Origin of the sequence: Streptomyces sp. NPDC001904 (assembly GCF_040297005.1) — a bacterium.
GTDB lineage: Bacteria > Actinomycetota > Actinomycetes > Streptomycetales > Streptomycetaceae > Streptomyces.
Genome location: NZ_JBEOYI010000007.1, coordinates 113737 through 128622 on the forward strand (window position 1 = coordinate 113737; position 14886 = coordinate 128622).

At 72.4% G+C, this 14886-nt stretch carries 12 protein-coding genes; 4 read left to right on the top strand and 8 right to left on the bottom strand.

Annotated features, from left to right (window positions below):
• Positions 1-194: 194 nt before the first annotated feature.
• Complete coding sequence (locus ABT127_RS13795) at positions 195-947, bottom strand: GntR family transcriptional regulator (RefSeq protein WP_351448469.1); 753 nt, start codon at positions 945-947, stop codon at positions 195-197.
• Positions 948-1216: 269 nt separating this feature from the next.
• Between ABT127_RS13795 and ABT127_RS13800 the strand changes: the two genes are divergently transcribed.
• Entirely contained in the window at positions 1217-2335 is a 1119-nt protein-coding gene (locus ABT127_RS13800) for a threonine synthase (protein WP_351448472.1), read from the top strand.
• 238 nt (positions 2336-2573) lie between these two features.
• On the top strand, positions 2574-5255 hold the full coding sequence (locus ABT127_RS13805) for a discoidin domain-containing protein (protein WP_351448474.1): 2682 nt from the start codon (positions 2574-2576) through the stop codon (positions 5253-5255).
• Positions 5256-5310: 55 nt separating this feature from the next.
• Here the strand turns inward: ABT127_RS13805 and ABT127_RS13810 are convergent, their stop codons facing one another.
• The 5 genes from ABT127_RS13810 to ychF form a co-directional block, all read right to left on the bottom strand.
• Positions 5311-6783, bottom strand: a complete 1473-nt coding sequence (locus ABT127_RS13810) for a sodium:solute symporter family protein (protein ID WP_351448476.1) — start codon at positions 6781-6783, stop codon at positions 5311-5313.
• Positions 6780-6995 carry a hypothetical protein gene (locus tag ABT127_RS13815; RefSeq protein WP_351448479.1) on the bottom strand — a complete coding sequence of 72 codons (216 nt, stop codon included), beginning with the start codon at positions 6993-6995 and terminating at the stop codon, positions 6780-6782. The genes ABT127_RS13810 and ABT127_RS13815 overlap by 4 nt, the downstream gene beginning before the upstream one ends.
• Positions 6996-7024: 29 nt before the next feature.
• Positions 7025-8461 (bottom strand): amidase, encoded by a 1437-nt coding sequence (locus tag ABT127_RS13820; RefSeq protein WP_351448481.1) that lies wholly within the window; start codon positions 8459-8461, stop codon positions 7025-7027.
• Between the two features lie 123 nt (positions 8462-8584).
• On the bottom strand, positions 8585-9595 hold the full coding sequence (locus ABT127_RS13825) for an Lrp/AsnC family transcriptional regulator (protein WP_351448484.1): 1011 nt from the start codon (positions 9593-9595) through the stop codon (positions 8585-8587).
• A 106-nt stretch (positions 9596-9701) separates the two neighbouring features.
• Positions 9702-10790 (bottom strand): redox-regulated ATPase YchF, encoded by a 1089-nt coding sequence (ychF, locus tag ABT127_RS13830; RefSeq protein WP_351448486.1) that lies wholly within the window; start codon positions 10788-10790, stop codon positions 9702-9704.
• A gap of 167 nt (positions 10791-10957) precedes the next feature.
• On the opposite strand from ychF, the gene ABT127_RS13835 reads away from it, so the two are divergent.
• Positions 10958-11596 carry a DUF6542 domain-containing protein gene (locus ABT127_RS13835; RefSeq protein WP_351448489.1) on the top strand — a complete coding sequence of 213 codons (639 nt, stop codon included), beginning with the start codon at positions 10958-10960 and terminating at the stop codon, positions 11594-11596.
• Between the two features lies 1 nt (position 11597).
• On the opposite strand, the gene ppgK is transcribed toward ABT127_RS13835, so the two are convergent.
• Together ppgK and ABT127_RS13845 are read right to left on the bottom strand one after the other, a co-directional pair.
• The gene (gene ppgK, locus ABT127_RS13840) at positions 11598-12344 is read right to left on the bottom strand and encodes a polyphosphate--glucose phosphotransferase (RefSeq protein ID WP_351448492.1); all 747 of its coding nucleotides are present in this window, start codon (positions 12342-12344) and stop codon (positions 11598-11600) included.
• A 30-nt stretch (positions 12345-12374) separates the two neighbouring features.
• Positions 12375-13388, bottom strand: a complete 1014-nt coding sequence (locus tag ABT127_RS13845) for a 4-hydroxy-3-methylbut-2-enyl diphosphate reductase (protein WP_351448495.1) — start codon at positions 13386-13388, stop codon at positions 12375-12377.
• An 85-nt stretch (positions 13389-13473) separates the two neighbouring features.
• Here ABT127_RS13845 and ABT127_RS13850 point away from each other — a divergent pair, with 85 nt between their 5' ends.
• Entirely contained in the window at positions 13474-14853 is a 1380-nt protein-coding gene (locus tag ABT127_RS13850) for an APC family permease (RefSeq protein WP_351448498.1), read from the top strand.
• Positions 14854-14886: the final 33 nt, after the last annotated feature.

Here is a 14886-nt window from a genome sequence, read left to right on the forward strand (position 1 = left end):
CCTGGCCGTAGCGGTCGGTAGCGGTATACCGGTACGGCGGGTACGCAGAAGGACGGTAGGAGCCGTGCATGACAAGTCTGGGCAGCGGCGGATTGCCTGGCGGTTACGGGAGTTGGGGTTCGGTTAACTCCGGATATCACGGCCCGGACGACGCGTCCGGCCAGCGGACGGGGGCGACGGGCGCCGGTGCGGGGTCATTTGACCGGCAGGTGGTAGGCGATCCGGTAGCGGTCCGCGGGGACCACGATGTCGGCCGTCTCGACCGGCCGGCCCGAGGCGAAGAAGGTGCGGTGGATGACGATGACGACATGACCCGGCACGCCGCCGAGCGCGCTCAGCTCCTCGGCGAGGCCGGGGCGGGCGGCCACTTCCTCCGTCACGTTGTCCACGATCACGTCGATCGCCGCCATGCGCTCGACCACGCCGCAGCCGCCGAGCGGGCCCTCCTCCGGCAGCATCACCGGGGTGCGGCCGGTGACCGCGAGGGGCTCCCACGAGGTGGCGAGCATCACCGCCTCGCCCGCGTCCCGGTACACGTACGCCGTGCGCATCACCCGGTCGCCGGGGCGGATCGCGAGCCGCTCCGCGAGGGGGGCGTCGGCCTCGGCCTGCTCGCTGCGCGACTCCCAGGTGCCGCGCGCCGAGGGGTCGGACTGCTCCTGGCGGAACGGGGTGGAGCCGCTGCCCGTGCGGTACCCGGAGCGGGCGACGCGGCGCGGCACCGGTCGCTCGCGCACATAGGTGCCCGAACCCGAGCGGCCCTCGACCAAGCCCTCCGCCATCAGGACCTTGCGGGCCTCCAGGGCGACCGTGTCCGAAACCCCGTACTCCTCGCGGATCTTGGCCTGGGAAGGGAGACGGGTGTGCGGCGGAAGCGAGCCGTTGGCGATCTTCTCGCGGAGATCACCCGCGACGCGCAGGTACGCCGGCTGCTCACCGAATGACACTGATTGTTCCCCTCGTTCCCCGCGGATCCCCTGACGGTCTCCCCCGACCGCCGTCCGCGGAACCCCCATCACATTGACAGACAGCGACAGCCTGGCAACCGTGGGTTGGAGCGTGCAAGCAAAGGCCAAGGAATCACTCGATGTGATGACTTACAGGCGCGCAGGGCTTTACGCAGGGACTTTCTCCAGGTACTGAGTCATTCACACATCGGCGCCCGAGTCGGCCGTGCGTACGGTTCAGGAGCCGACGGACTGCCTACGCTCTTCTCATGACCGCGCTGCCCGACTGTTACTGCCCGCTGGACGGCACCCGCGTCCCGTCCGGATCCCTCACCTGGTGCTGCCCCGCCTGCGGCGGACCGCTCGACCTCGACTACGCGCCGACGCCCGCCTCGCTCAAGTCCCTGAGCGGGCGCACCGGCTCCCTGTGGCGCTACGCCGAGTGCCTGCCGCTGCCGACGCCGGACTGCACCCTCGGGGAGGGGCGCACGCCGCTCGTGCCGCTCACCGACGGGGTCTCGGCGAAGCTGGACTTCCTGATGCCGACGCTGTCGTTCAAGGACCGCGGCGCCGTCATGCTGGCCGCGCTGGCCGCGCGGCTCGGGCCCGAGCGGGTGATCGCCGACAGCAGTGGCAACGCGGGCACGGCGATCGCCGCGTACTGCGCCCGCGCCCGGCTCCCCTGCACCGTCTACGTCCCCCGGGGCACGTCCCCGAAGAAGCTGGAGCAGATCGGCGCGCACGGTGCCCGGCTGCTCGTGGTCGACGGGGACCGGGAGGCGACCGCGCGGGCGGCTCGGGCCGCCGCGGACGAGGACGGGGTGTTCTACGCCAGCCACGTCCACAACCCGTACTTCCTGCACGGCACGAAGACGTACGTCCACGAGCTGTGGGAGGACCTGGGCGGGCGGCTGCCCGACGTGCTCGTGGTGCCCGTCGGCAACGGCACGCTGCTGCTCGGCGCCGCGCTCGCCGTCGCCGAGCTGCACACCACCGGGCTCATCGACCGGCGGCCCGCGCTGCACGCGGTGCAGGCCGCCGCCGTGGCGCCGCTGGCCGAGGCGTGGCGGGCCGGGGCCGAGGATCTGGTGGGGGTCACGCCGATGGCGCCCACCTTCGCCGAGGGGATCGCCATCACGCGGCCGCCGCGGGCCCGGCAGATTCTCCGTGCGGTACGGGAATCAGGGGGCGCCTTCCACACGGTGACGGAGGATCAGCTCCGGCACGCCCAGCTGGACCTGGCCTCGCGGGGCCTGTACGTCGAGTCCACCGGCGTCGCCTGCTGGGCCGCGACCCGCGACGACGGCCCCCTGGGCGCCGCCCTGAACACCCGTACCGCGGTGGTCCCCCTCTGCGGAGCGGGCCTGAAAACGGGCCTGGCCACCTGACCGCAGGAAGAGGCACGCGAAGCGCCTGCCTCAGGGGCGCGGGGAACTGCGCGAGAAGCCCCACCGGGCCGCGGGTGGCAACGAAACCCCGTGGGGCAGACGCGGATCTTTCAGGGGCGCGGGGAACTGCGCGACCAGCCCCCACCGGGCCGCGGACGAACGGACAACCCAGGGGCGCGGGGAACTGCGCGAGAAACCACGACGAGCCCGCACCCGAACCGCCTAAACCCCGGCGCGCATGCCACACCCGAAACCCCCCACCCCGCACGCTCGACCCGTGACCACCGCACGCCGCAGACTCCTCGCCGCCGCCCTCCCCCTCACCCTCGCCCTGACGACAGCCGCCTTCCTGCCACCCGCCACCGCGCCCACCACGGCCCCCGCCACCCCCTCCTGCGCGGCCCCCGGCTGGACCCTGACCACCCGTACCGCCGACCCGGGCAACCCCTACACGGCGTACACCGGCAACGGCTACCTCGGTGTCCGGGACCCTTCGGCCGGTACCGGCTACGCCCACGGCACCCCCGCGGAGAAGACCGGCTGGCCGCTCTACACCCCGCGCTACGACGGCGCCTTCGTCTCCGGCCTCTACGCGCGCGGCCCGAAGAACACCGCCCACCGCCAGGCCCTCGCCGCGCTCCCGAACTGGACCGCCCTGGAGGTGACCGCGCGCGGCGAGACGTACGGACCGGGCAGCCGCACCACGGACTACCGGCAGCGTCTCGACCTGCGCTGCGGCACGGTCGTCACCTCGCTCACCTGGATCCACCGGGACGGCCGCCGCACCGGCCTCTCCTACGAGGTGCTGGCCGACCGGGCCCACGCCCACGTCGGCGCCGTCCGCCTGCGCATCACCCCGCACTGGTCGGGCAGGGTCACCGTGACCGACCGCGTCGACGGCCGCGGCGCCCGCCGGCTGACGGCGACCGGCAGCGGCCCGGCGGGCAAGCGCACGGTCGCCGTCGGTTTCCGCACCGACGGCACCGGGACGGCCGGCACGGTGGCCTCGACCCTGCGCTCCCCCGGCCGCACCCACGAGCCCCGCCGCTCGGACGGCCTGAGCGGCAGCACGTCGGCGGAGTTCGACGCCGTTCCGGGGACGCGCTACGACGTCGCGAAGTACGTCGGCGTGGACACCTCGCTCACCTCGCGCACCCCGCACACCTCCGCGGTGCGCGCCTCGCAGCGCGCGGCGGCCGCGGGCTGGGAGTACCTGAAGAGCGAACACACCCGTGCCTGGCGGGCGTTGTGGTCGTCCGACATCGAGGTGAAGGACGCCCCGGATCTCCAGGCGCAGGTGCGCGCCGCCCAGTACGGACTGCTCGCGTCCGTCCGGGCGGGCGCCCGCGACAGCATCCCGCCGTCCGGCCTGAGCAGCGACAACTACGCGGGCATGGTGTTCTGGGACGCCGAGACCTGGATGTTCCCCTCGCTCCTGGCCACCCGCCCGGAGCTGGCCGAGCCGGTCCTCGCGTACCGCTACCGCACCCGGGCGGCGGCCGCCGACAACGCCCTGAAGACGTCGGTGAAGGGACTCATGTATCCCTGGACCAGTGCGAGTTCGGGCTCCCTGTGGAAGGAGTGCCAGAGCTGGTACCCGCCGCACTGCGTCATCCAGAACCACCTCCAGGGCGACATCGCGCTCGCCGTCTGGCAGTACTACCAGGCCACCGGTGACCGCGACTGGCTGCGCGAGCAGGGCTGGCCGCTGCTCAACGGGCTCGCCACGTACTGGAGTTCACGCGTGACGGCGAACAAGGCCGACGGCTCCTACTCCATCAAGAACGTGGCGGGGCCGGACGAGTACAGCAACGGCGTCGACGACGGTGTCTACACCAACGCGGTCGCCGCGACCTCCCTGCGCGCCGCCGTCAAGGCCGCCCGGCTCGTCGGCGAGCGCCCCGGCGCCGACTGGACGACGATCGCCGACCGGCTGCGGATCCCGTACGACGCCCGCCGCAAGGTCTTTCTCCAGTACGCCGGTTACGACCCCGCGCACGCGAGCGACATCAAGCAGGCGGACGCCGTGCTGCTGCTGTATCCGCTGGACTGGCGGCCGATGCCGAAGGGCGCCGCGGCCGCGACGCTCGACCACTACGCGGCCCACACCGACCGGGGCGGCCCCGCGATGACCGACTCGGTGCACGCGGCCGCCGCGGCGGCGATCGGCGAGCCGGGCTGTGCGACGTACACGTTCCTGGAGCGGGCCTCGCGGCCGTTCTTCCGGGCGCCCTTCGGTACGTTCTCGGAGGCGCGCGGCGACAAGGCGGGCGGGGACGACGCGCTCGCCGGCGCGCCCGCCCAGGACTTCCTGACCGGCAAGGGCGGCTTCCTCCAGGTCTTCACGCACGGCCTGACCGGGCTGCGGCTGGAGGACGGCGCGGCCGTGCGGCTCGACCCGATGCTGCCGCCGCAGCTGGCGAAGGGCGTCACGGTCAGGGGGCTGCACTGGCGGGGCCGTACGTACGACATCGCGCTCGGCGCCCGCCGCACCACCGTGCGGCTCACCTCCGGCAGCCCCTTCGCCGTGGACACCCCGGGCGGCCGCCGGACGGTCACGGCCGAGGGGCTCACCCTCCCCACCCGCCGCCCCGACCTCACCCCGACCCCGGACCTGGCCCGCTGCCGCCCGGCGCGGGCGACGTCCGAGGACCCGGGCCAGTACGCGGGCGCCGCCGTCGACGGCAACCCGGCGACGACCTGGCTGCCCACCCGGCCGGGCGCGACCCTCACCGTCGACCTGGGCGGCCGGCGGACGCTGCGGGAGGTCACCGTGGCCGGGACCCGCGCGTACCGGGCGGAGGTGTCGGCGGACGGGCGGCGCTGGGTGCCGTTCGACGCGGGCACACGGGGACGGTTCGTGCGGGTGACGCAGACGGGCCGATCGCCGGTCGCGGTGGGCGAGTTGACCGTGCGCTGAGGATCGTCGACCGTACGCTGAAGGTCATGGCCGGGCCACGCCCCGGCCCCGGGCCTCAGCCCGGTCGAGCCGCCACCGACCTGCCGGCCTGGTCCCGTTCCGGCTCCGGGCCCCGGCTCCGGCCGGCCCTCCGGTCCCCCACCAGGACCTGCGCCACCACGGTCACCAGCACGTTCACCCCGAGCGCGATCAACCCCGTATCCACCGTGCCGACATCCACGCCCCCGCCGAACGTCAGCCAGCTCAGCACCGCCACCCCGGTCACGATCCCGAGCAGCGCGGGCACCGCGCCCAGGCGGACCCGCTTCGCCAGGCCCATCACGATCGCCGGGGCGAGCTGGGTGAGGCCGCCGTAGGTGAGCAGGAGCATGTCGGCGAGGAGGCCGGGGCGGAGCAGGCCGAGCACGAGGGCCAGGGCCGCCGCGGCCACCACGCACACGTGGTTCGTGCGGAGTTGGGCCCGGGCGGAGCGGGCGGGGAGCAGGTTGCGGGACAGCAGGCTGGAGATGCCCACGACGATCGCGGCGGACGGCACCATCGCCGCCGAGGCCGCCGCGACCGCGACGAGGCCGACCAGCCAGCCGGGCAGCGTCTGCCCGGCGAGAGTGAGGGCGACGGAGTTGGGGGCCGCGTCCTTCGACAGCAGCAGGACGCCCGCGAAGCCGACGATCACCGGGATGCCGAGGGCGATCTGGTAGAGCGGCAGCCAGACCGCGTTCGAGCGCAGGGCGCGCCCGCTGCCCGCGGCGAGCACCGGCGGCCACAGGTGCGCCATCGTGCCGAGCCCGCCGCCGATCGAGGAGATGATGACCGCGGTGACGAAGAACGTTCCGTCGTAACCGGGTTGATCGAGCGTCAGTAGATCCGGGCGGGCGTCGCGGAGGGTGGCGAAGGTGCCCTGGATGCCGCCGTGCAAGGACACCGCGACCCCCACCACCAGCACCACGAGTCCGACGATCATCAGCGCGTCCTTGAGGTACGCGACGCGCGCGATGCCGCGGATGCCGGACCACAGGACGAAGCCCACGGTGAGGACCGTGGCGAGCACCATGCTCCAGTTGCCGCCCGCGCGGCTTCCGGTGGCGAGCTGCACGATCATGCCGAGGCCGGTGATCTGGAGCTGCAGGTACGGCAGCAGGAACACCGCGCCGACGACGGCGACGACCTTGCCGAGCAGCGGGCTGCGGTAGCGGTCGACGAAGAAGTCCGCCTGCGTCAAATAGCCTCCCCGCAGACCGAGTTCGCGCATGCGCGGGGCGGTGAAGTACTGCAGGACGAAGCTGATGGCGAGGTAGCACAGGGCGTACGACGCGGCGGCTCCGGCGCCGAACGCGAGCCCCGCGAGGCCGAGGAAGCTGAACGTCGTGAACGACTCACCGGCTTGCAGGAACCACGTCGTGAAGGTGGAGAAGCGGCGCTTGCCGACGGTCCACTCCCCCAGCTCCTTGCTGGGGGCGCGGCGGCCGCTGACGCCGACCAGTGCGATGGCGACGATGCCGAGGACCGTGATGACCATGGTGGCGTTCATACGGGTTCCCCGCTCTCGTCGTCGTCGGCCGCCGGGGCGAACCGGTCCACGAGGGCGAGCGCCGCCGTGGTGCCGGCCGTCCAGATCAGGCACCAGCACAGGACGGAGGGGATGCCGAGCCACAGGTGCGGTCCGTTGACGAACGGCAGGTACGGCGTACTGAGGAAGGCCAGGACGGGCACGGCCGCCCAGAGCGCGTGCGGTGATCTCATCGGGGCTCCAGCTGAGGGGAGTTGAGCACCTACGGGAGGGTGGGCGCGTGCCGCCCGTGTCCGGTGGCGGCCTCGTGGGCGGCGCCGACCTCCAGGACGAGGCGTTCGGCACGCGGCGGGCCCACGATCTGCAGGCCCACGGGAAGCCCGGCCGGGGTGAATCCGGCGGGGACGGAGAGGGCGGGTGCGCCCAGGGCGGAGAGGAAGTACGCGGAGCGCATCCAGTCGAGGTACGTGTGCTGCGGCTGCCCGTCGATGACGCCGGGGTACTCCGACTCGACCGGGAACGGGGCGACTTGGCTGACCGGCGCGATCAGCACGTCGTACCGCTCGAAGAAGGCGACGGCGGCGAGATGGAGCCGGGTGAGTTCGCCGCGGGCCCGGGCCAGCTCGGCACCGGTGAGCTTCAGGCCCTCCTCGATGTTCCACACCAGGCTGGGCTTGAGGGCGTCGCGGTGGGCGTCGAGGAGCGGGCCGAACCCCTGCTGGAAGGCGTGCGCGCGCAGGGTGCGGAAGGCGTGCTCGGCGGCGTCGAGGTCCGGGCAGTCCTCGCTGACGCGGCACCCCAGGCCCTCGAGGACGGCGGCCTGCCGGTCGACGACGGCGCGCACCTCGGGGTCGACGGGGACGCGGCCGCCGAGATCGGGCGCGTACGCGACCCGCAGGCCCGTGAGGTCGCGGGTCAGGGAGGTTCGGTACGAGGCCGGGTCCGGGACCTCCAGGGAGAGCGGGCTGCGCGGATCGGGTCCGGCCATGACCGACAGCAGCAGCGCGGTGTCTGCGACGGTGCGGCCCATCGGCCCGGCGACGGCCAGGGTCTCCCAGACGTCGCCGGAGGGCAGCGCCGGTACGCGGCCGGGGGTGGGGCGCAGCCCGACGACGTTGCAGAAGGAGGCCGGGTTGCGCAGGGAGCCGCCCATGTCGCTGCCGTCGGCGATCGGGGTCAGCCGGGCGGCGAGGGCGGCCGCGGCGCCGCCGCTGCTGCCGCCGGCCGAGCGCGTGGTGTCGTACGGGTTGCGGGTCGCGCCGAAGACGGTGTTGAAGGTGTGCGAACCGGCGGCGAACTCCGGCACGTTGGTCTTGCCGATGCGGATGGCGCCCGCCGACTCGATCCGCCGGACGAGGAGTTCGTCCTCGTCGGGGACGTGGTCGGCGAAGAGGGGCGAGCCGTGCGTGGTGCGCATGCCCCGGGTGAGATGGGTGTCCTTGAAGGCGATGGGCAGCCCGTGCAGCGGCCCCAACTCGGCTCCGGACGCGGCCTTTTCGTCCGCCTGTGCGGCGGCCCGCATCGCGCCCTCGGCGTCGAGCGTGACGATGGCGTTGATCGCCGGGTTCACCCGCGCGACGCGGTCGAGGTGCGCGGCGACGACTTCTCGCGCGGACAGCTCGCGGCGACGGATCCGGGCGGCGAGGTCGACGGCGTCGAGCGCGCAGAGCGCGTCGGCTTCGGCGGGGCTCAGGGGCATGGCGGTCCTCGTGCGGGAGGCGACGGTGTGCGCCCCCACACTGCGGTCAACTGATCGTTTCAGTCAACAGTTCTGCGTGCATGAACTTTTCAGACGTCCGACTTATCTCACTGAAACTTATGGTCACGCATCGGCAACAGGGAGCGGGGAGACTCCACGGGCCGGCACCCCGCTGCGCTTCCACGCCTCCACCACCAGATGGGACTGCACGGCCTCGGCGCGCCGCACCCACGCCGACTCGGTGAGGAACGCGTACAGGGCCTGCTTCGACGGCTGCGTGACGTCGACCAGGATCTGGTGCTCGCCCATCACCACGGCCGCGTACCGCACCAGCGGCGACTCGACGAGCAGCCGCCCCACCTCCTCGACCTCGTCGGGCCGGGTCCTGATCCACAGCAGCGCCTCGACCGGCAGCCCGAGCAGGGCGGGCTCCACGGCCGCCCGGATGCTGACGACCCCCTGCCGGGTCAGCGACTCCACGCGGCGCCGCGCCGTCGCCACCGACACCCCGGCCACGGCGGCGAGTTCGTCGTGCGTGCGACGGCCGTCCTCGGCGAGCGCGCGCAGGATGGCGCGCTCGTCCGGCGCGAGCTCCACTTCCGGCGCCCCGATGCCGTCCACCGGCCGCGCCGTCTCCCCGGTGAGCGCGGCGGCCTCGTCGTCGCCGAGGATGCCCGGCGACCACTCGTGCACGGTGCGGAAGTAGCGCAGCACCGGGGAGACCTGCTGTGCGACGAGCCCCGGCAGCGCAGGCACCTCGTCCAGCGAGAGCCGCGCCAGCTCGTCCGGCTGACACTGGAGTTCGGCCACGCAGTCGGTGGCGCCCGCGAGCACGTACGAGAAGATGGCGTCGTCCCTGCGGGCGGCGGCGACGGCGGTCTCGCGGACGGCGCCGGGCCGGCAGTTCATGCGCAGGATCACCGTCTCGCCCCGCACCACGAGCCCGCGCACCGCCACGGCCCCGCTCTCCAGAAGCCGCAGCCCGCGCCGCGCGACCTTCCGCTCGGGCTCCCCCAGCGCGCTGGCGATCCGCCGCCAGGAGGCACGGCCGTCGATCTGGAGGGCGGCGACGATCCGCCGGTCGAGGACGTCCAGCGGGCCGGTCGCGGCGGCCGAATTCGGTTCAGAGGTCACCGGACGACCCTAATCATCCCGGCGGTTCCCCGGTCTCCCGGCTGGACACGGAGGGCCCGGCTCGAAAGAGCCGGGCCCGTCGTGACCTGCGTGCTGCCGCTGGATGTCAGACGTTGAAGCGGAACTCCACCACGTCCCCGTCCTGCATCACATAGTCCTTGCCCTCCATGCGTGCCTTGCCCGCGGAGCGTGCGTCGGCGACCGAGCCCGTCTCGACCAGGTCGTCGAAGGAGATGACCTCGGCCTTGATGAAGCCCTTCTGGAAGTCCGTGTGGATGACGCCGGCCGCCTCGGGGGCCGTGGCGCCCTTCTTGATCGTCCAGGCGCGGGATTCCTTGGGGCCGGCCGTCAGGTAGGTCTGGAGGCCCAGGGTGTCGAAGCCGACGCGGGCCAGGGTGGCGAGGCCGGGCTCCTCGGCGCCGACGGACTCCAGGAGCTCCATGGCGTCCTCCTCGTCGAGCTCGGCGAGGTCCTGCTCCAGCTTGGCGTTGAGGAAGATCGCCTCGGCGGGGGCGACCAGGGCGCTCTGCTCGGCCTTGAAGGCGTCGTCCGTCAGCTCGTCCTCGTCGACGTTGAAGACGTAGAGGAAGGGCTTGGTCGTCAGGAGGTGGAGGTCGTGGAGGAGCTCCTCCTTGCCGGAGCCCTGGGCGATCCCGGCCGAGAAGAGCGTGTCGCCCTTCTCCAGGATCTCCTTGGCCTCCTCGACGGCCTTCACCTTCGGGGCGACGTCCTTCTTGATGCGCGACTCCTTCTGGAGGCGCGGGAGGACCTTCTCGATGGTCTGGAGGTCGGCGAGGATCAGCTCGGTGTTGATCGTCTCGATGTCGTCCTTGGGCGAGACCTTGCCGTCGACGTGCACGACGTTCTCGTCCTTGAAGGCGCGGATGACCTGGCAGATCGCGTCCGACTCGCGGATGTTCGCCAGGAACTTGTTGCCCAGGCCCTCGCCCTCGGAGGCGCCGCGCACGATGCCCGCGATGTCGACGAAGTCGACCGTGGCCGGGAGGACCTTCTGGGAGCTGAAGATCTCCGCCAGCTTCGTGAGGCGGGTGTCGGGGACGCCCACCACGCCGACGTTGGGCTCGATCGTGGCGAACGGGTAGTTGGCCGCGAGCACGTCGTTCTTGGTCAGGGCATTGAACAGGGTCGACTTGCCGACATTGGGCAGACCGACGATTCCGATCGTGAGCGACACGTTGCGACTTCCCGTACAGGAGGAGAGGTGTGGGCGATCCACCAGTCTACGGCCTCGCCGCCCCCGACCCGGCGACGCATCGAACACCCGAACCAACAACGGTCAAGCTTGAACTAAGGGCGTGTCCCGCGGCGTATTGCGCACATAAGCCCACCTATGTTGGGCCTGTGGAGCAACACAGGACGCGTCCCCCGCAATCCCGGCCCCGCCGCGGCCGGGCCCCGCTGCCCCCGCAGGCGCAGGGCGAGCCCGGTGACGGGCGTGCCGTGGCGCCGTCCGGCGAGTCCGCCACCGTATACCGCGCCGGTGGCGGCGAGGGCCGTCGGCTGCCGCCGCTGGTGCGCGCGCTCCGCAGATTCCCGAACCCGCGGCTGACGGGCCTGGGCAGCGGGCTGTTCGCCGCCGCGTCGATGCTGGTGCTCGGATTCCTCGACGGACTGCTGTTCGGCGGCGCCGTGGCCGTGTACGGCGTGTTCTTCGTGCTGGTCAGCGGGCTCACCGCGGGCTGGGTGCGCAAGGTGGACCTGGTGACGGCCCCGGTCGCGGTGCCGATCGCGTTCGCCCTCGGCGCCTTCTTCGTCGGCGACGGCGGTGACGGGCTCAGCGGGCACCTCGCGGGCCTGGTGACCACGCTGGCGACGAGCGCGGGCTGGCTGTACGGCGGCACCCTCGTCGCCGGCCTGGTCGTCGCCGTACGGAAGGTACGGCTGATGGCTCGCAAGGCCGCGGCTCAGCGGCGGGCCGGGCAGCAGGACCACCCGGAGCAGCCGCAGCAGCGGAAGGCGCCCAAGCCGCGACGCGCCTAGCTCAGGCCTCGCGCGCCGCCATCGCCGCGCCCACGATCCCCGCGTTGTTCTGCAGCTGGGCCGGTACGATCTCTGCCTTGACGCCCTCGATCAGCGGCACGAACTTGTCGGCCTTGCGGCTGATGCCGCCGCCGATGATGAACAGCTCGGGCGAGAACAGCATCTCCACGTGCTTCAGGTACTTGGTGACGCGTCTCGCCCAGTGCTCCCAGCTCAGGTCCTCGTCCTCGCGGGCCTTGGTGGAGGCCCGCTTCTCGGCGTCGTGACCGTGCAGCTCCAGGTGGCCGAGCTCGGTGTTGGGCACCAGGGTGCCGTCGGTGAAGAGCGCGCTGCCGATGCCCGTACCGAGGGTGAGCAGCAGCACCGTGCCCGTGCGGCCGCGGCCGGCGCCGAAGTGCATCTCGGCGACACCGGCGGCGTCCGCGTCGTTCAGGATCGTGACGGGCAGCCCGCCGAGCTTCTCGCTCAGCAGGGCCCGTGCGTCGACGTCGATCCAGCTCTTGTCCACGTTGGCGGCGGTCCGGATCGTCGAGCCGCCGGTGACGACGCCCGGGAAGGTGATGCCGACCCGGTCGCAGCCGCCCGCGAAGTTCTCCACGACCTGCTTGACCCCGTCGGCCACCGCGTCGGGGGTGGCCGGCTGCGGGGTCAGCACCTTGAACCGCTCCTCGGCGAGATCGCCGCGCTCCAGGTCGACCGGAGCGCCCTTGATCCCTGATCCGCCGATGTCCACACCGAAGATCTCCATGCGCTCCACGTTACGACGGGAGACCCACGGTCACTTCCCGGAGGCGGAATCCGCACCCTCCACGAGGGCCGCGGCCTCGGCGCGCAGGTCCCGGCGGAGCTCCTTGGGCAGCGAGAAGGTGATGGACTCCTCGGCCGCCTTCACGATCTCCACGTCCGCGAAGCCGCGCTGCGACAGGTACTCCAGGACCTGCTCGACGAGGACGTCCGGCACGGAGGCGCCGGAGGTGACGCCGACCGTGGTGACGCCGTCCAGCCAGGACTCGTCGATCTCGCTCGCGAAGTCCACGAGGTGCGCGTCCTTCGCGCCGGCCAGCTTGGCGACCTCGACCAGGCGGACCGAGTTGGAGGAGTTGCGCGAGCCGACGACGATGACGAGGTCGGACTCGGCGCCCATCTGCTTCACGGCGAGCTGGCGGTTCTGCGTGGCGTAGCAGATGTCGTCGCTCGGCGGTGAGACGAGTCCCGGGAACTTGGTCTTCAGGGCGTCGACGGTCTCCATCGTCTCGTCGACGGAGAGCGTGGTCTGGGAGAGCCAGACGACCTTCTCCGGGTCGCGGACCTCGACCTTGGCGACGTCCTCGGGGCCGTCGACCAGCGTGATGTGGTCGGGGGCCTCGCCGGAGGTGCCGATGACCTCCTCGTGGCCCTCGTGGCCGATCAGCAGGATGTCGAAGTCGTCGTTGGCGTAGCGGATCGCTTCCTTGTGGACCTTGGTGACGAGCGGGCAGGTGGCGTCGATGGTCGCCAGCTTGCCGCGCTCGGCCTCCGCGTGGACGGTCGGTGCGACACCGTGCGCCGAGAACATCACGATCGAGCCCTCGGGAACCTCCTCCGTCTGTTCGACGAAGATGGCGCCCTTCCGCTCCAGGGTCTGCACGACGTACTTGTTGTGCACGATCTCGTGGCGGACATAGATCGGGGCCCCGTACTGCTCCAGGGCCTTCTCGACGGCGATCACGGCACGGTCCACACCGGCGCAGTAGCCACGGGGAGCGGCGAGCAGGACACGGCGGGAGCCAGTCGTAGCAGTCATGTCCCCCATCGTAAGGCCGACCCCAGCAGGCCAAAGATCGCCCGGCTGGGGAGACTGGTGGAGCCCGGAGCCTGCCCGAATCAACGGAGGCACGATGTCCGTACCAGCCGCGTCCGAAGCCCCCGGGACCCCCGAGGTCCCGGACGGCAAGCTCCGCCGGAACCTCGGCTTCCGGGATCTGGTGGTCTACGGGCTTCTCTTCATCGCCCCCATGGCGCCGGTCGGCATCTTCGGCACCCTCGACGCGAAGTCGCACGGCGCGGTCGCGCTGGTCTACGTCGTCGCCACGATCGCCATGGCGTTCACCGCCTTCAGCTACGCCCAGATGGTGCGGGTCGCTCCGCGCGCGGGCTCCGTGTACGCCTACGCACGCGTGGGGCTCGGCAAAGGGCCCGGTTTCATCGCGGGCTGGATGGCGATGCTCGACTATCTGCTGATCCCGGCGGTGGCGTACCTGTTCTCCGGGATCGCGATGAACTCGCTGGTGCCGGACGTGTCGCGGTGGGTGTGGACGGCGCTCGCCGTGGTGATCACGACCCTGCTCAACCTGTGGGGCGTACGCGCCGCGGCCCGGGTCGGCTTCGCGGTCCTGGCGCTGGAGATCGTGGTGCTGGTGATCTTCATCGTCTCGGCGGTCGTGGTGCTGGCGACGGACGGCGCGCAGCGCGGCTGGCTCTCGCCGCTGACCGGGGACGGCACCCAGGGCGCGTTCGCGCTGTCGGCGGTGCTCGGCGCGGTGTCGGTGGCCGTCCTGTCGTACCTGGGCTTCGACGCCATCGCCACGTTCGCCGAGGAGGTCACCGGCGGTTCGGCGAAGGTCGCGCGGGCGGTGCTGTTCTGCCTGGTGCTCACCGGTGTGCTGTTCGTCGCGCAGACGTATCTGGCGGCCCTGCTGGAGCCGGCGACGTCGGCGCAGATGGCGGCCGATCCGGCGAAGCAGGGGTCCGCGTTCTACGACACCGTGGACGCGTCGGTCGGGAGCTGGCTGCACGATCTGGTGGCGGTGAGCAAGGCGATCGGCGCGGCGTTCGCCGCGCTGGCCGGGCAGGCGGCGGCGGGCCGGCTGGTGTTCGCGATGGCCCGCGACCGGCGGCTGCCGAAGGTGCTGTCCCGCACGGACTCGGGCGTGCCGCGGGCCGCGCTGCTGGTGGCCGCGGTGATCACGCTGGTCGCGGCGGTGTGGGCGGCCCGCCGCGACGACGGTCTCGATCAGCTGACGTCGGTGGTCGACATCGGCGCGCTGACCGCGTTCACGCTGCTGCACGCCAGTGTCGTGGGCTGGTTCGTGGTCCGCCGCCAGGGCGGTCCCGTCAGTTGGTGGCGGCATCTGCTGGTGCCGGTGGTCGGTGCGGCGATCGCCGTCGCGGTGATCGTGGAGGCCTCGGGGACGGCGCAGGTGGTGGGCGCGATCTGGCTGGTGGTCGGGCTCGTGGTGCTGGTGGCGCAGCGCGGGCGGGCGGCGGATCCGGTGTAGTGGGCCGCCGCCCGTCCGGTGCGAGGCGCTCAG